The organism is Nocardiopsis oceani, from assembly GCF_054777395.1.
This window is the reverse complement of sequence record NZ_BAAHAR010000003.1, coordinates 95,256-112,722: the sequence shown is the minus strand read 5'-3', so window position 1 is coordinate 112,722 and position 17,467 is coordinate 95,256. Positions and strand designations below refer to the sequence as shown.

Sequence of the window (17,467 nt, the reverse complement as noted above, 5' to 3'; positions counted from 1 at the left end):
CCGCTCGGACGTCAGCTCCCTGTTGCGGTGCCCCTTCGTCCTCGGCCAGTCTGCCGAACAGCCCTGCGTCACGGCTGGTCGTCCGTTGGGTCCTCGCCAGTACCCGGGCTTAGCGCAGGTAGTCGGTGGCGATTCTCATGTTGGCCTCCAGGTCCTGGATCGAGTCGAGGACCAAGCGCTCGTCGTTCCACGCGGCCATGCCGTCGCGGCGCGCCGCCAACGAATCCCAGGCGGGTTCGGGGAAACCGGGCAGGCTCCGCTGACGACCCTCCAACCTTCGGCGGTGCAGATCTGGGTCTGAGCAGACCACCTCGATCCAGGCCAAGGGCGCTCCCTGCCGTTCGGCCAGACCCCGCCACTGGTCTCGGGCCTCCACTGCATCGTTGACCGCGTCCACGACCACGGTCTGGCTCAGCGCGAGGATGTCGGCGGCCATCGCCTCCACCGCCACGTACGCGGCCAGGCCCGTGGGCTCGGAGCGATCGATACCGGCACGCCACAGTGCGGCCTCGACGGGGTCGACCGACAGTACGGGAGCGGACAGGTGCCGTCCCAGCTCATAGGCCAGGGTGCTCTTGCCGGACCCGGGCAACCCGGCCATCGCGATCAGCATGTCCCCTCCCAGGAGCTCCGGACGTGGGCGGTTCCTGTGCGGGTCACACCGCGGGGCGCATCATGCAGTACGTCGAGGGCAGGTTCGGGTCGTTGACCGCCCGGACGACGCGGAAGTCGTAGCGCTCGTAGTAGCCGATGTTGGCCGAGTTCATGGTCTCCAGGAAGACCGGGACCCCGTCAGCGTCGGCCTGGGCCAGCCCTGCCTGCAGCAGCCCGGTGCCGACGCCCCTCCCGCGGGCCGCGGGGTCGGTGCCGAGCATGGCCAGGTACCAGTGCGGCTCCTCGGGGGCCGACGCCTTCAGGTCGGCGAAGTACCGTGCGACCTCCGGCAGTCGGCGCACGCCCAGGAGTGACACCAGGTGCGGCAGCGACCGCAGCAGGGAGGCGGTGCCCTCGGCCTTACCGCCGGGCGGGTTCCACAGGGCCGCGCCGCGCACCACGCGGCGGCCCTCATCGGACTCGACCACGTGGGAGTGCCCGCCGGGGACGTAGTCGAACCCGGCGAACAGGGCGCTGAAGCGGGCGACCTGCGCGAGCCGCCGCTCCTCTTCCGGGAAGAGCCACCGGAAGAGCGGATCGTTGTGGAAGGCCCGGCTGAGGACCCGCGTGATACCGGGCACGTCATCCATGGTGGCGGTGCGGACCGGCATGTCGGTGGTGACCTTGGGGGCCATGCGTGCAGTCTCCCTCTTTCCCGGGGCTCGTCCCCCGCCATGTTAGATCACGGAAACATCACGGGTGGGGTGTTTCTTGGGAAGTGTTCGGTGCGGAGCGCGCGGGCTCAGGCGGGCTGGCGGAGCAGGAAGTAGCTGGTCCCCACGTCCAAGTGGGGAACCTCGTGCACGACCCGGAAGCCGAAGCGCTCATAGAAGCCGACGCTCTTCTCGTTGAGCGTCTGGGTGAACACCGGCAGGCTCTGGGAATCTGCCCCGTCCAGCCCGTCCGTGAGCAGGCCGCCCGCAACCCCGGTACCCGCGACGGCGGGGTCGACGCCCAGGGCGGCCAGGTACAGGTGTGGCTCCTGGGGCGCGGCCATCTTCCACTCGGCGAAGATCCGCACGAACGCGGCCAGGTTGGTGCGCCCGATCAGCGCACCCCAGTGCGGCCAGGTGCGCAGGGAGACCAGGGAACCCTCGGGGTTGCTCGTCGGCTGGGCCCACAGCGCCGCGGCCCGGATCACCGGGGCGGACTCCGCACTGTCGGCGAGGTCGCTGACCTTGGTCTCGCCGACGGGGACATAGCCGAACCCGGCGGTCAGGGCGAAGAAGCGGCGCACCTTGGCGAGGCGCAGCTCGTCGTCGGGGAAGAGCCACTGGAAGAGCGGATCGTCGTGAAGCGAGAGACTGAGGACCCGGGCCACCCCGGGGACGTCGTCGAGCGTGGTGGCGCGGGCTGCGGACATGACGATCGGGCTCATCCTTGCTACTTCCTGGTAGGGGGCGACCTTCCCATGATAGATCACGGGAGGGTCACGGCGCAGGGGTGGAGGTACCGCCTGAGACGGGTTGGTCGAACACGTGCGCCCGCACCCAGGCGTGCATGGCCACCGCCGCGGCCGCGCCGGCGTTGATCGACCTGGTCGACCCGTACTGGGCGATCGACAGCACCGCCGCGCACACGTTCCGCACTTCCTCGGAGAGCCCGGGGCCCTCCTGCCCGAACACCAGAACGGCGTCGCGCGGCAGCGGGTAGGTCTCCAGGGGGACCGCCCCGGGCAGGTTGTCCACACCGACGAGCACGAGGCCGCGCTCGGCGGCCCAGGAGACCAACGATTCCGCGTCCGGGTGGTGGTGGACGTGCTGGTAGCGGTCGGTCACCATGGCGCCCCTGCGGTTCCAGCGGCGCTTGCCCACGATGTGCACGGCCGCGCACCCGAAGGCGTTGGCGGTGCGGACCACGGATCCGATGTTGAAGTCGTGGGACCAGTTCTCCACCGCCACGTGGAAGCCGTGCCGGACGGTGTCGAGGTCGGCGACTATTCGCTCGCGGCGCCAGTAGCGGTAGCGGTCGACCACGTTGCGGCGGTCTCCGTTGGCGAGGAGTTCGGGGTCGTAGTGGTCGCCCTCGGGCCAGGGACCCGGCCAGGGTCCGACACCCACCTCACGCGCCTCGTCCTCCCCGGAAGAGGGCTCGGCGGGGATCACGGTGGTCGCCTCGGCGTCGGGGTGCTCGTTCATCCCCTTCAGCTTACGAGCGGTGGCGCACACAAGGGTCCGCCGGGCTCAGAGCCTGATGTCCCCGTGGAAGTCCCGGCCCTGGTAGACCCGGGCGTTGCCGCTCACGCTGCCGTGGATCTGGTTGCTGACCGAACCCGCGCCCTCCTGGCTGACCGTCGAGCGCAAGTCGCCCATGAGCCGACCGATCTCCGGGTCCTCCCGCTCGGCCCGCTCCAGGTGTTCGGCGACGACGGTGAGCACCTCGGTGTCGCCGGTGTCCAGGCGGGCTTCGTCCAGGGCCTCCTGGGCCTCGGGCTCCGACCGGAAGCGTGCGAATACGGCCCGGCACAGGGACTTGAACGTGTCCACCGTGCCTTCGGTGGCGTACTCGGTGACCTTGGTGACGGCGCCGGTGGCGATGGCCGCGGCGATGGCGACGGTGACGGGCTCTGCCATGGAGGCTCCTCGGGAGAGAGGTGGTGCTGTCGTAGCCCAGTCTTGCCCGTCAGGACGCCTTCTGTCGCCTCTTCCGGGTGACGAGGAGGGCGGCCACCCGCCAGCCGAGCATGGTCGCGGCGAGGAAGAGCGCGGTCACGAGAACGAAGGAGAGCGGTGCCCCTTCCCCGCTGAGCAGCCGCAACGGCATCGCGCCCACCACGGTCACCGCCCACACCAGGACACCGGTCGGCCAGATCCGGTCAGGGGAACGCCAGGCCAGTGTGACGGCCCACCCCAGGGCCAGAGCGAACAGGAACGGCCACGCGGTCGCGGCCACCTCGGCCGGGGCCAGTCCGGTCTCGTGGTCGATCTTGCCGACCACCACGAAGACCAGGACACAGGCCAGGTCGGACACCATGCCCAGCGGAACCACATACGAACGCATGACACCAGGCTAGGACGTGTTTCCGGGGAGGCTCAGGCGGGTGCGCGTCCGGCGATCGTGCAGGTGAGGGCTGGATGACGCGGAGTGAGAACCGGCGGGGGTTTCGCGGCATCTGAATCCCTGGGCCACAGCCGTGCCCGCGCCCCCTTGACGTCCGACCGTGGAACCCCACCCTCATGACCCACTCCACCGAAGCCCCCTCCGGTGTCCTGCCCCTGGAAACCGGTGAACCTCACTACCTCGGCCCGTTCCGGCTGGTGGGGCGCCTCGGCGCGGGCGGTATGGGTGTGGTGTACGCGGGGCTGGACGATCGGGACCGGCGGGTGGCGGTCAAGTCCGTGCACCGGTCCTACGCGGCCGACCGGGAGTTCCGCGCCCGGTTCGCGCGGGAGGTGGGCCTGGTCCGGCGGGTGCGCTCCACCCGGGTTCCGGCCTTCGTGGGCGCGGATGCCAAGGCCGCGGTGCCGTGGTTGGCCACGGAGTACGTGCCCGGCCCGACCCTTGGCCGGTACGTGCGGGACCACGGGCCACTGACCGGGGAGGCGCTGACCGCCTTCGCCCTGGGGGTGGCCGAGGCGCTCGCCGCGATCCATGCCCGGGGTGTGGTGCACCGGGACCTGAAGCCGGGGAACGTGATCCTGGCCCCGGACGGGCCGAAGGTCCTGGACTTCGGGATCGCCCGCGCCGCCGAGGAGAGCGGCCTCACCCGTACCGGCGGAATGGTCGGCACCCCCGGTTGGCTCGCGCCCGAGCAGTACCGGGGCGCACCGGCCACCGACCGCTCCGACGTGTTCGCCTGGGCCGGGCTGGTCGCCTACGCGGCGACCGGGCGGAACGCGTTCGGGACCGGGCCCTCCGACGTTCTCGCCTCGCGTGTCCTCGCCGAACCGCCCTCCCTGGACGGGGTCCCCGGGCACCTGCGGGGTGTGCTGGAACGGGCCCTGGACAAGGACCCGAGCCGGCGCCCGAGGGCGGCAGGGCTGAGGGGCCTCCTCGATCCCCCGTCCTCGGACAGCGCCTGGGAGGCTCCCTCGGATGATGCCTGGGGCGGCTTTCCGGACCAGGACACCACTGCTGAGGAGTGGGCCGAGCAGGCCCCGCCGAAGCGCGGGTGGGTCCGCCGGAACCGGAAGGCAGTGTCGGCGTGCGCGGCCGTGCTGTCGCTGGCACTGGTGGCCGGTGCAGGTGTGTGGTCGTTCGGGACCGGGAGCACGCCGTTCGGGCCCGGTGGCTCTGCCGGCGGGAAGGGGGCGGCGGCCGAAGCGGAGGCGGGCGACGACGCCGACCCGGCGGTTCCGGACGGGGTCCCCGCGGAGTACAGCGAGCTCTACGGCACCGGCACGGTCACCGTGGCAGCCGCCGACGGTCCCGAACCCGCCCTCGTCCGGCGGCTCGAATCCGGGTCCGGCGGCGAGGACCTGGACCAGCTCCGACTCACCTTCGAGGAGGCGGTACGGCGGTTGGACAGCCCGCCCTCCCTCACCCTGACCGTCCGGGCCGAGTACCTGCCGGACTTCGGCTCACTCAGCGTCCACAGCGACGATTTCGGCCTGGTCAGCGAGATCCGCTCCTTCGACGACAGCCTGTACCTCCACCCCAGTTCCACGCGGGGGGTGCTCGCTTCCCTCGGGCCGGAGGAACCGGAAACCACCTTCGACGTGACCCTTACCGGCCCCGTCGGAACCGAGTCTGTGGCCTACTACCTGCCGCAGGAGGCGAGGAGCGACGGGGAGCCCGTCCCCCTCGACCAACCCGGCGGGCTCTGCTTCGTGTCGGACGAGCCCCGGCCGGAGGAGACGGAAACCGCGGCCGAAGCCGCCCCCCACGACACCACTCTCACCGACGGCACACCGACCAACAGCTGCGCCTACAACGAGGGCCACTGACAACGCGCCACCACCGAGCCCCACAGGCCACCAGACCCGAGCCCGTGACACCACCCAGCCACCGCCGCCACGCCAGCCGAGAGGAAGACCATGCTCGAGCCCTATCCGCACTTCACACGGGACCGGCTTCCGCCCGGGGTGGACCCGACCGCGAAGGAAGACCCCGAACAGCTAGGCGCCTTCCGGATCGTGGGCCGGATCGGTGCCGGCGGTATGGGTGCCGTCTACGCGGGGCTCGCCGAGGACGGGGCCTGCTCGGCCGTCAAGGTCATCCATCCGCAGTTCGCCGCGGACCCGGACTTCCGGGCCCGGTTCGCGCGCGAGGTGGGGATGGTCTCGCGGGTCCGCGCCGTCTGCACACCCGCCTTCCAGGGGGCCGACGTACAGGCGGCCACCCCGTGGCTGGCCACCGAGTACGTCCCCGGCCAGACCCTGCGCCAGCACGTCCGGCAGCACGGACCGCTCACCGGCGGCATGCTCACCGCCCTGGCAACCGGGCTGGCCGAAGCGCTGGCCGCCATCCACGACGTGGGCGTGGTGCACCGGGACCTGAAGCCGGGCAACGTGATCCTCGCGCCGGACGGCCCCAAGGTGGTGGACTTCGGGATCGCCCGCGCCGCGGACGGGACCGCGCTCACCGCCACCGGCGGACTCATGGGCACCCCCGGTTGGACCGCCCCGGAGCGGTACGACGGTGAGGAGGCCACGGGCGCCTCGGACATGTTCGCCTGGGGCGGCCTGGTGGCCTACGCCGCCACCGGACGGGACCCCTTCGGAAGCGGGGCCGCGGACGCGCTGGCCCACCGGGTCCGCAACGAGGACCCGGACCTGGCGGGTGTCCCCGAGGACCTGATGTCCCTGGTCCGGCGGGCACTGGACCGGGACCCGTCCGGTCGGCCGACCGCCGTCCAGGCGCTCACGTCGCTCGCGTCGCAGTGGAACGCCACGCGGGTCGAACCGGTCGGACACGAGACCACGGAGATCGTTCCCGGCATGCTCGCCACCGAGTGGCTCGGCATCGACCGCCCGGAGCCGCGCCGAGCGAGAGGCCTGACCCGCAGGACCCGAGTCGGAGCCCTGACGGCGGTGGCCGCGGCGGCACTGGCCCTGATCGTGCTCGGGGCCTGGCTGGTGTTCCGCCCCGGACCCGCCACGGAACAACCCGAAGCGGCCCCGGCAGAAGAGGGCAGCGCGCAGATCCGGCCCGAAGACGCCGGGGCCATGGTGGAGCAGGCACGGGACCTGGCCCTGGACGCCTCCAGCTTCCTCGTCCACCGGAACCACATCGCGGAGAGGCCGCTGAACGACGGGTTCACCTTCCGCTACACCGAGGACCCCGAACCCGTCTACCTCCAGGCGACTCTGGGCAACCTCGGAATCACGGAACAGATGCTCTTGGGGGAGGACCTCGACGACGTCCTGCACCGCTCCGCCCAGGACGCGGCTGTAGTCGAGGGCGCCACCTACCGGGGATACACGGGCAACTTCCACCGTCCGCCGGACCCCGATCCCGACCCGAACCGGGCGGACTGGGCGGACCCCGCCTACTTGGTGGAGGGCTTCGACGACATCACCGGTGCCGACGGTGAGGTCGAGCACCTCGGGCAGAGCCGGTCACCCGACGTGCTCACCAACCTCGCCGAGGAGATTGAGGAGGACCGGGAGGTCGAGGAGACCGAGGAGGGCCAGGACACCGTCGCGGGCCAGGAGGCGGACCACTACACCGGTTCCTTCGTGAGCGGCCGGGACGGTCTGGACGACGTCGAGCACACCTTCGACCTCTGGATCGACGAGGAGGGCTACCCGCTCCACTTCCGGGTGTCCTACGAGGGTGAGAGCACCCAGTACGAGGGCGAGGCGGAGCCGGTCACGCTGGACATCGCCTACCTCGGCTTCGACATGCCCCTGGATATCGAGGTCCCCGAAGAGTCCGAACTCGACGACCCGCCGGAAGCGTAGGTGGAGCCGCAAGCCGCCTCCGAACCCCGCCCTGGTGAAATTGACGCGGTCCCGGATCCAGCAACCGGTAGCCGTGACCCGGTACCATCCACATTCCCCAGCGACAGACAGGCCCCGGCATGAACCCCGCGCCCCCCGTCCCCCCGGCGTCCGGATCTCCCCCGTCCGGTCCCGAAGCGCCTACCGGGTTCGACCCGCTCACCCAGGACGACCCCCGGTATCTCGGTCCGTTCCGCCTGGTGGGGCGCCTCGGTGTCGGCGGTATGGGTGTGGTGTACGCGGGGCTGGACGATCGGGACCGGCGGGTGGCGGTCAAGTCCGTACACCGCGTGCTGGCCTCGGACACCGACTTCGTGGCCCGGTTCGCGCGGGAGGTGGCTCTGGTCCGCCGGGTGCGCGCCGCCTGTGTCCCGGCCTTCGTTGGTGCGGACACCAAGACCGCGGTGCCGTGGTTGGCCACCGAGTACGTGCCCGGTCCGACCCTGGGCGCGCACGTGCGCGCGAACGGGCCGCTCCACGGCGAAGCCCTCACCGCCTTCGCGCTGGGCGTAGCCGAGGCGCTCGCCTCGATCCATGCCCAAGGTGTCGTCCACCGCGACCTGAAGCCCGGCAACGTGATCCTGGCCCCGGACGGGCCGAAGGTGCTGGACTTCGGGATCGCCCGCGCCACTGACGGCACCGCCCTGACCAAGACCGGAGGCATGCTGGGCACCCCCGGATGGGTCGCGCCGGAGCAGTACCGGGGGCAGGACGCCACGGAACTCTCGGACGTGTTCTCCTGGGCCGGGCTGGCCGTTTACGCCGCCACGGGGGAGGGGCCGTTCGGGACCGGCCGCCCGGACGTCCTGGCCACCCGCATCATCTCCGAACCCCCTTCCCTGGACGGGGTCCCGGACCCCCTGCGGGCCCGCCTGGAGCGAGCACTGGCCAAGGCCCCGGAAGACCGCCCGAGGGCGGCGGAGCTCCGGGACGCCATGGCCGGGATCCTGGGGGCCGGTGCCCAGGAGGACGTCACCCTGGTCATGGACCGCGCCTGGAGCGCCGCAGCGGTCCCTGCCGCCCGGCTGTCCCCGGCCTCCCAGCTGTCCTCGGCCGCGCTGGCCGACGAATGGAGCCGACATGCTCCGCCCCGGCGGGGTTGGCTCCGACGGCGCCGGGCGCCCCTGGTCGTGGGCGCGGCGGTGCTGGCGGTGGCACTGACCGCCGGGCTGGGCGCCCGCGCCCTTCTCGGCGGTGACCCCCTCGCTGCGGGGGATCAGGCCGATGGCACGTCGGCGGAGGCGCAGAACGACAGCGGCGGGGAGACCGCGACCGCTGCGGCCGGTGTGCCCGACGACGCCCCCGCGGAGTACCAGGAGCACTACGAGAGAGGCGAAGTCGTGGTCGAGACCGACTCGGACACCGAGCCCGCCCTGCTCCGCAGTCTCCAACCCGCCTCGGACGGCGGCGAGGCCTTGGCGCAGCTGCGGCTGACCTTCGCAGGGCTCAACGTTCAGGAGCTCGGCCGAAGCACCGTCACGATCACGGCTGAGTACCTCCCCGACCACGGCAGTCTCCAGGTGCACAACAGCGAGTTCGCCACCGTCACCAGTATCGGGCCCGGTGACGAGCATCTGCGGTCCGTCACCGCCGAGGGCAGCGGCGTACTGGCCGAGCTCAGCCCGGAGGAGCCCACGGCGGAGTTCACGGTGGCGTTCGTCTTCACGCTGGGCGACGGGCCCCTTGTCTACTACGTCCCCGATGCGCTGCGAGACCAGGACTGGAACACGTTCGACTACCCCGGAGGGTTCTGCGTGCTGGAGGAGGAGGGGCCCACCTTCCCCGAGTCAGCCCACTTCGGCCCGCACGACACCACCCTGACCGACGGCGTTCCGACCGACAGCTGTGCCTATGACTCGCAGCCGGCCGAGTTCTGAGCACCCACCCCCTGAAGCGAAAGACAGCGATGCCCTCTCCAACACAGGCCCCTTTCTCCCGAGACCGACTCCCTGCCGGAGTGGAGCCGCCCGGTGCCCAGGACCCGGAGGCCCTCGGGCGGTACCGCGTCGTAGGCCGTATCGGTGCGGGCGGTATGGGTGCGGTCTACGCCGGGATCGACGACACCGGCGGGTGTGCGGCGGTCAAGGTGGTCCACCCCCAGTACGCGGCCGACCCGGAGTTCCGCGCGCGGTTCGCCCGTGAAGTCGACCTGGTGTCGCGCGTACGCGGGACCTGTACGCCCGCCTTCCTCGGCTCCGACGTCCGGTCGGACACGCCCTGGCTGGCCACTGACTACGTCAGCGGACACACGCTGCGCCAGCACGTCGGGAGGGAAGGGCCCCTGACCGGCGGCCTGCTCACGGCTCTCGCGGTGGGTCTGGCCGAGGCGCTGGCCGCGATCCACGCCCAGGGTGTGGTGCACCGGGACTTCAAGCCGGGGAACGTGATTCTGGCCCCGGACGGGCCGAAGGTGTTGGACTTCGGGATCGCCCGGGCCGCCGAAGGCACCGCGTTCACCGAGACCGGCGGTGTGCTCGGAACACCCGGTTGGATCGCCCCCGAGCAGTACGAGGGCCTGGAGGCCACCGGTTCCTCTGACATGTTCGCCTGGGCGGTGACGGTCCTCTACGCGGCAACCGGACGCGACCCCTTCGGCAAGGGCGCGGTGGACGTGATCGCCTACCGCACCCGTAACGAGGAGCCCGACCTCTCGGATGTCCCCGACATGCTCCGCCCCCTCCTGGAGCGGGCCCTCACCAAGGATCCGGGCGCGCGTCCGACCGCGCTCGAGGCTCTGGCCGAACTCACCGGAGCCTGGTCCGCGACCCGGGTCGACCCGGCGGGCCAGGCCCACCCCACCGAGGTCGTCCCCGGGCTGTTGGCCACGGAATGGCGGGGGATCTCCGCCCCTGCGCAGAGGAAGGTCCGGAGCGGACGCGGGCGGGGATGGGCGGTCGTCCTGACGGCGGTGCTGGGGGTGGTCCTCCTCGCCGCCAGCGGCCTGTACTGGGTCACCGGTGAACGGCTCCAGGGAGGGGCCGCGGCGGGTGCGGATCCGGCCGACGGAGGGCAGGGGGCCGACGAGCAGGATGCTGGCGGAGAGAGCGCCCCAGACGGGGACGAGGGCGGTGGCGAGGCCGAGGCGGACCTCCTCAGGGTCGAAGCCGACCCCGAGGACGGGGCCGCGGTGGCCGCTGAGGCGCTGGACCTGTTCGATGAGGCGGAGAGCTTCGAGCTGTACCGCCGCGAGTCCCTGGCTAGCGTGCACGACAGTCTCACGATGCACCGGTACACGGCGGAACCGCAGGCTGCCCGTCACAGCATCAGGCTCGCCGGCCCGGGGGAGGTCCAGACCCTGTGGCTCGGTGAGGACCTGGACGACGTGCTGGAGCGCAGCGCCCTACGCGGCGCCGGGTTCGACGAGACCCCGGGCCCGTACAGCCGGGACGTCGATGAGGGGGGCGAGGAACAGGACCCTTGGGCTTTCCTCGACGACATCGCCCTGTTGACGGGGGACGGTGCCGAGATCACCTACCACGGGGAGTCCGCGGTGGCCCTGGGAGACACCTCCTGGCCCGAGGCCGAGTTCGACATCGCGTTGGAGGCCGGCACCGGGCACCACTACTCGGGAACCTACACAAAGGTCCGAGAGGAGTGGGAGGAGGACGCTGGTGCCGAGTTCGTGCTCACCTTCGACCTGTGGGTCGGGGAGGACGGTCGGCTCCAGAGCTTCCAGGACTTCGAGGAGACCGGTGATGCCCTGCACGTCGAGGGAGACGTCGAGGAGGGCCAGGCCCATACCTCTACGGAGACGGTCGTCGTCCACTACGACGAGCCCGTGGAGATCGAGGTACCGGACGAGGCGGAGATCGACTAGCGGCCCGGCACGAACCACGTTCCCCAGCGACAGGCAGGCTCTGGCATGACTTCTGAACCCCCCGTACCCCCGCAGCCCGGTCCCGCGGCGTCCGGAACCGGCTCCCCGTCGCCCGGCTCCCCGCTGCCCGGCTCCGAGGTGCCCACCGGGGTCGACCCCCTGACCCAGAGCGACCCCCGGTACTTGGGCCCCTTCCGCTTGGTGGGGCGTCTCGGCGCGGGCGGTATGGGTGTGGTGTACGCGGGGCTGGACGACCGGGACCGGCGGGTGGCGGTCAAGTCCGTGCACCGGGTCCTCGCGTCGGATGCGGACTTCCGCGCCCGGTTCGCGCGGGAGGTGGGCCTGGTCCGGCGGGTGCGCGCGACGTGTGTACCCGCTTTCCTGGGGTCGGAAGCACGGGCGGAGATTCCGTGGTTGGCCACGGAGTACGTGCCCGGCCCGACCCTGGACGAGCGCGTACGCGCGAACGGGCCGCTCCAGGGCGAGGCCCTCACGGCCTTCGCTCTGGGGGTGGCCGAGGCCCTGGCCGCGATCCACGCCCGGGGTGTGGTGCACCGGGACCTGAAGCCGGGGAACGTGATCCTGGCCCCGGGCGGGCCGAAGGTGTTGGACTTCGGGATCGCCCGGGCCGTCGACGGCACCGCCCTGACCAAGACCGGGGGGATGGTGGGTACCCCGGGGTGGATCTCTCCCGAGCAGTACAAGGGTGCCCCGGCCACGGAGCGCTCGGACGTGTTCTCCTGGGCCGGACTGGTGGTATACGCGGCCACCGGCGAAGGGCCGTTCGGGGAGGGGAGCTCAGAGGCCGTCGTCGGGCGCATCCTGTCCGAACCACCCTCACTGGAGGGAGCCCCCGCACCGTTGCGCGACCTTCTGGAGCGGGCCCTCGACAAGGACCCCGAACGGAGGCCCGGAGCTGCCGACCTCCAGCGCTCCGTGGCGGGGACCTTGGGCGCGGCGGACGATCCGGACATCACGCGGGTGCTCGGCCGGTCGTGGTCCGGTGACCCCTCGCCGGATGACGAGGTCACCGAGTGGACCCGTACCGCACCGCCCCGGCGGAGCTGGTTTCGCAGGAACCGGCTCGTGCTGGCCGCGGGCTCGGTCCTGCTGGTCCTGGCCCTGGCCGCCGGGCTCGGCGTCCGGGCTCTGTCCTCCGAGGGCACAGCCGTGCTCCCCGGCCAGGATGCGGCCGAGGCGGACGGCGCGGACGGTTCGGAGAACGGCGACGGCGCGGAGGACTCGGCACCGGGCGTCCCCGGCGACGCACCCGAGGACCACCGCGAGCTCTACGAGTCCGGGGAACCCGCGGTCGAGCCCGCCTCCGAGACCGAACCCGTCCTGATCCGCCGACTCGTCCCCGACTCCGGCGAGGGCGAGCCGCTGGACCAGCTCCGACTGACCTTCGAAGAGGTCTCTGCCACTGACTTCAGTACAGGGGTGACGGTCGAGGCGGAATACCTCCCCGACCACGGAAGCCTGCGGCTCCACAGCAACGACTTCTACACCGTGTCGACCATCGGCCCCGACCAGGAAAGCCTTGGTCTCACCCCCGTGAGCAACAGCGGCGTCCTGGCCGACCTGGACCCGGAACAGCCCACCTCCCGGTTTCGGCTGACGACGGAGTCCGGGCGGATCATCTACTACGTCCCCGAGGAGCTCTTCGCCGCCGCGGGCGACTCCCTGGACTACCCGGGCGGGTTCTGCATCGCCACTGCGGACGAAGTGCCGAGCTTCCCCGCAAACGCCGACTTCGGCCCGCACGACACCGCGTTGACCGGCAGCGTGCCGATCGACAGCTGCGCCTACACCGAGGACGACGTCCCGTAAACCCCCGAAACCGACTCGAGGAAGAGCGATGACTGTTCCGCCCCCGCCCCCCTTCTCCCGTGATCGCCTGCCCGCCGGTATCGAACCCCCTTCGAGCAACGACCCGAAACTTCTGGGCTCCTATCAAGTCGTGGGCCGGATCGGCGCGGGCGGCATGGGCGCCGTCTACGCGGGACTGGCCGACGACGGCTCCTGTGCGGCGGTCAAGATGGTCCACCCCGAATTCGCGGCCGATCCCGAGTTCAGGCGGCGTTTCGCCCATGAGGTGGACCTCGTGGCCAAGGTCGACGCCGCGTGCACGCCGTCGTTCCTCGGTGCCGACGTCGACGCGCAGACCCCGTGGTTGGCCACCGAGTACGTCCCGGGCCAGACCCTGCGCCAGTACGTCCGGGAGCACGGGCCCCTGTCCGGCGGGATGCTCACTGCCCTGGCCATCGGCCTGGCGGAGGCCTTGGTCGCGATCCACTCCGCGGACGTGGTGCACCGGGACCTGAAGCCGGGGAACGTGATCCTGGCCCCGGACGGCCCCAAGGTGTTGGACTTCGGGATCGCCCGGGCCGCCGATGCCACCGCCCTCACCCGGGCCGGCGGCATCCTCGGCACCCCGGGGTGGATCTCGCCGGAGCAGTACGAGGGGAAGACCGCGGGCGAACACTCGGACGTGTTCGCCTGGGCCGGGCTGGTGCTGTTCGCCGCGACCGGACGGGACCCCTTCGGCACGGGGCAGCTGGACGTGCTGGTCTACCGGACGCGCAACGAGGACCCCGACCTGGAAGGGGTGCCGGACCCGCTGGCGGGCCCGGTGCGCAGGGCGTTCGCCAAGGAACCCTCCGAACGGCCCACCGCGGCCCAAGTCCTCGCCGAACTCACCGGGGCGTGGGCCGCCACGCGTGTCGGACCGGCCCCGGTAGAGCAGCCCACCGAGGTCGTGCCCGGCATCCTGGCCGCCGAGTGGCAGGGTGTCGCCGCTCCGGAGCAGAGGAGGGTGCGTCGGGGCCCTGGCAAGCGGTGGCTCGCCGCCGGTGCCGCGGTCCTGGCCTTGGTACTGCTCGGCGGCGGGACACTCCTGTGGCCGGGGGCATCCTCGGAGGGAGGGCCGTCTGACGAGACGGCAGGCGCGGCGGGCGACGCGGAAGAGGCCGGGGACGAGGAGCCGCTCGCGGTCAGAGGGGACCCCGACGACTGGGAGGACGTCGTCGCACAGGGGATCGAACTACTCGAGTACGCCGATGGGTTTGAGGCGTACAACAATCGGATCTCGGGCGGAGCGCACGGTCATTTGATCGTCCACCGCTACACGGAGGAGCCCCAGCCGGTCCTCCAGTACGAGGCCTTTGGCGGTCCGTACCTTATTCAGAGGCTCGCCATCGGCGAGGACCTGGAGGACGTCCTGAGCCGCTCGTACTCGGCGGGTGTGGGCGTAGAACCCGGGCCGTACGAACGCGAGCAGGGCGCGCTGCCCGACGGCTGGCCCGACGAACTGCCCTTCGTGGACACCATCGCCGACCTGCTGGACCCGGAGACGCAGGCGGACGCGTCCTACCAGGGGCTGACCACGGTCCGCTACGAAGGTCCCAGGGACTGGAACATGGAAGGGTTCGACCACGAGGACACGGAGGCGCCCGCCCACCACTACTCCGGCACCTTCCTCGAGATCCGGGAATCGCCGGAGGAGCCAGGGGAAAACGAGACAGTGGAGATGGACTTCGACCTGTGGGTCGACGAGGACGGCTACCTCCGCAGGTTCGACTACTCCGGAGCGGACGCCACCGCCCCAGACGAGGACTTCGGCGGATCCAACAGCTGGGAGATCGTCTTCACCATCGTCGATGAACCCGTGGAGATCGAGGTGCCGGACGAGTCGGAGGTCAACTAGGGAGGCCATGGCTCCCCGGCCGAGCGAACCGCGCGGGAACCCCGCTCAGCTGTGGCCCCCGGCGCCGAGCGCTTCCGCCCGAACGCACGGCACCGGGGCCGGGAACCCGAGAGTTACGCGCCCTTGAGGTTCTCCTTGAGGAAGTCCACCTGCAACAGCAGCAGGTTCTCCGCCGTGACCGGATCCGACGGGCTGTGCGTCACGCCCGCCAGCGGCAGCACCGTGTGCGGTCGGCCCGCCGCGAGCAGCGCCTCGGACAGCCGTTGGGTGTGGGCGAAGACCACGTTGTCGTCGATCAGGCCGTGGATCAGCATCAGCGGCCGCTCCAGCTTGGCCGCGTCCGACATCAGCGACGACCCGGCGTACGCCTCCTCCTGCTCCTGCGGCAGGCCGAGGTAGCGCTCCGTGTAGTGAGTGTCGTACAGTGCCCAGTCGATCACCGGTGCGCCCGCAACGGCCGCATGGAACACGTCCGGTCGGCGCAGCACCGCCAGGGCGGCCAGGTAGCCGCCGAACGACCACCCGTGGATGCCCACGCGGGTCAGGTCCAGGCAGCCGAACCGCTGGGCCGCGTCCTCCAGCGCCGCCACCTGGTCCGCCAGGACCGGCTCGGCGAGGTCGTGGTGGACGGCCTGCTCATAGGCGACGTCCACGCCGGGGGTGCCGCGCCCGTCCGCGATGAGGACGGCGAAACCCTGCTCGGCGAACCACTGCGAGGACAGGTACGCGCCGCGCGCGTTGAGGGCGCGCTGTGCGTGCGGTCCGCCGTACGGTGCGACCAGCACGGGCAGGGGTGTCTCGCCTTCGCGGTACCAGGACGGCAGGACCAGGGAGGTCGGGATCTTCCGCTCCCCGGCCAGCCAGGACTCCACGCGCACGTCGGGCAGGTCCGGTGCCTCGGCGAAGCTCTCGATCTCCCCGTGGGTGCGCCGGGTCTCGGTGCTGGCCCCCCGCACCACGAACGTCCGTACCCCCGTGAAGTCCAGCGACCTGTGCTGGAGCACGAGGGTGTCCCCGGCCAGGCGCCCGGCGCGCAGACCGCCGTGGCCGTCGTCGGACCCCTCGGGCAGCTCCACCGGGGAGCAGGTCCCCAGCCGGGTGTCGGCCAACCACAGCGACACGTCGCCGGGACGGCCCTCGGGCGAACCGGAGAACAGGACCCGGTCGCCGTCCACCCCCGCGACACCGCGCACGTACACGCCTTCTCCGCTGACCGCGCGGTCCCCGACGTACACCCGGCGCTCGCCGGTGCCGTTCCGGCGGCCGATCCACACCAGCTCACCCGAGGCGGTGAAGTCCGGCACGCCCGGCATGAGCTCGACCCACACGCCGTCGCTCTCGGTGCGGGTCTCCGAGACCAAGCCGGTCGCCGGGTCGGCGCTGAACAGGGAGAGCGTGCGCTGATCGCGGCTCTGCGCGGTGAACACCAGGGTGGGGTCGCCGTCCGGGCCGGTGGTCCAGCCGACCGTCGGCAGGTACGGCAGGTTCTCCCGGTCCCATTCGACGGGGGAGGGGTCCACCCGGCCGTTGCGCCGGTACTCGGTCGGGGACGGCACCGGAAGCACGGCCAGCCGCACGTCCGGGTTAGCCGTCCCGGCCGCCGGATAGCGCAGCGGCTGGGGCTCCTGCCCGGGTTGGTTCGGGTCGCCGACGAACCAGCGGTTCACCTCCGACTCGTCGACCCGGCTGACCGCCAGCGAGCGGCCGTCCGGCGCCCACCAGAAACCGCGCACCCGGCCCATCTCCTCGGCGGAGACCAGGTCGGCCAGGCCCCAGGTGACGTTCTCACCGTCCGGCTCGACCAGCAGCCGGTCGCGGTCCTCGTCGCCGTTGTCGACGGTGTCGATCACCCGGACCGCGCCTCGGTGCACGTAGGCGACCCGGTCACCGGCGGGGTTGATCCGCGGGTCCACGGCCGGGCTGGCCACCGGGAGCTCGCGCGGGGCGGTGTCGTCACCGACCAGGTCCACGTAGAACACCCGCCCGGACAGCGTGAACACCGCGCGGGTGAAGGCGTCGTCCACCGTGTACGACACGATGCCGCCACCGTGCTCGCGCATCCGCTCGCGTCGGGCCCGCTCCTCGGGCGGAAGGTTCTCGTCGTCGGCGCCGAGCGCCTTGGGGTCGGCGAGCACCGTCGCGGTGCCCGTCTCAGCGGAGTACAGCCACAGGCAGGTACCCCTGTCCGTGCCGTCGCGTCCGCGCAGGAAGGTCACGCGTTCCCCGTTCGGGGAGATCTGGAACGCGCGCGGGACTCCGATCGTGAAGCGCTGGGTGCGGGCCTGTTGGCGAGGAAAACTCATAGGCCGATTGTGTCCCATTCAGTGGACGGGGCGCGATGGACTCGTGGCCCTCGGGGAATCCCGCGGAACTCGCCGTCGATGTGGGCGTTCGGACAGGGAAACC

The 17,467-nt window shown here is 71.7% G+C and carries 13 protein-coding genes; 6 read left to right on the top strand and 7 right to left on the bottom strand.

Translation table 11 applies throughout. The features are described from left to right. Positions 1–109 precede the first annotated feature (109 nt). The 6 genes from ACYVDG_RS02490 to ACYVDG_RS02465 form a co-directional block, all read right to left on the bottom strand. Positions 110–613, bottom strand: coding sequence for an AAA family ATPase (locus tag ACYVDG_RS02490; protein ID WP_460746491.1), 504 nt, complete (start codon positions 611–613; stop codon positions 110–112). A gap of 43 nt (positions 614–656) precedes the next feature. Further along, positions 657–1,289 (bottom strand): GNAT family N-acetyltransferase, encoded by a 633-nt coding sequence (locus tag ACYVDG_RS02485; RefSeq protein WP_460746489.1) that lies wholly within the window; start codon positions 1,287–1,289, stop codon positions 657–659. Between the two features lie 107 nt (positions 1,290–1,396). Next, complete coding sequence (locus tag ACYVDG_RS02480; protein ID WP_460746486.1) at positions 1,397–2,032, bottom strand: GNAT family N-acetyltransferase; 636 nt, start codon at positions 2,030–2,032, stop codon at positions 1,397–1,399. Between the two features lie 52 nt (positions 2,033–2,084). Continuing rightward, a complete protein-coding gene (locus ACYVDG_RS02475; protein WP_460746484.1) occupies positions 2,085–2,792 on the bottom strand; it encodes a TrmH family RNA methyltransferase in 708 nt (235 codons plus the stop codon). A gap of 45 nt (positions 2,793–2,837) precedes the next feature. Continuing rightward, positions 2,838–3,227: a hypothetical protein gene (locus ACYVDG_RS02470; protein WP_460746483.1), complete on the bottom strand. Its 390-nt coding sequence runs from the start codon at positions 3,225–3,227 to the stop codon at positions 2,838–2,840. A 49-nt stretch (positions 3,228–3,276) separates the two neighbouring features. Next, positions 3,277–3,654: a DUF3054 domain-containing protein gene (locus ACYVDG_RS02465; RefSeq protein WP_460746481.1), complete on the bottom strand. Its 378-nt coding sequence runs from the start codon at positions 3,652–3,654 to the stop codon at positions 3,277–3,279. A gap of 176 nt (positions 3,655–3,830) precedes the next feature. Here ACYVDG_RS02465 and ACYVDG_RS02460 point away from each other — a divergent pair, with 176 nt between their 5' ends. The 6 genes from ACYVDG_RS02460 (at position 3,831) to ACYVDG_RS02435 (ending at position 15,061) form a co-directional block, all read left to right on the top strand. Then, positions 3,831–5,540: a serine/threonine-protein kinase gene (locus ACYVDG_RS02460; protein ID WP_460746478.1), complete on the top strand. Its 1,710-nt coding sequence runs from the start codon at positions 3,831–3,833 to the stop codon at positions 5,538–5,540. A gap of 90 nt (positions 5,541–5,630) precedes the next feature. After that, a complete protein-coding gene (locus ACYVDG_RS02455) occupies positions 5,631–7,499 on the top strand; it encodes a protein kinase domain-containing protein (protein ID WP_460746477.1) in 1,869 nt (622 codons plus the stop codon). Between the two features lie 119 nt (positions 7,500–7,618). Then, positions 7,619–9,415, top strand: a complete 1,797-nt coding sequence (locus ACYVDG_RS02450; protein ID WP_460746475.1) for a serine/threonine-protein kinase — start codon at positions 7,619–7,621, stop codon at positions 9,413–9,415. 80 nt (positions 9,416–9,495) lie between these two features. Beyond that, positions 9,496–11,355 carry a serine/threonine protein kinase gene (locus ACYVDG_RS02445; RefSeq protein ID WP_460746473.1) on the top strand — a complete coding sequence of 620 codons (1,860 nt, stop codon included), beginning with the start codon at positions 9,496–9,498 and terminating at the stop codon, positions 11,353–11,355. 45 nt (positions 11,356–11,400) lie between these two features. Continuing rightward, positions 11,401–13,185, top strand: a complete 1,785-nt coding sequence (locus ACYVDG_RS02440; RefSeq protein WP_460746470.1) for a serine/threonine-protein kinase — start codon at positions 11,401–11,403, stop codon at positions 13,183–13,185. 28 nt (positions 13,186–13,213) lie between these two features. Next, complete coding sequence (locus ACYVDG_RS02435; protein WP_460746467.1) at positions 13,214–15,061, top strand: serine/threonine-protein kinase; 1,848 nt, start codon at positions 13,214–13,216, stop codon at positions 15,059–15,061. 113 nt (positions 15,062–15,174) lie between these two features. On the opposite strand, the gene ACYVDG_RS02430 is transcribed toward ACYVDG_RS02435, so the two are convergent. After that, complete coding sequence (locus tag ACYVDG_RS02430) at positions 15,175–17,364, bottom strand: S9 family peptidase (RefSeq protein WP_460746462.1); 2,190 nt, start codon at positions 17,362–17,364, stop codon at positions 15,175–15,177. Between the last annotated feature and the right edge of the window lie 103 nt (positions 17,365–17,467).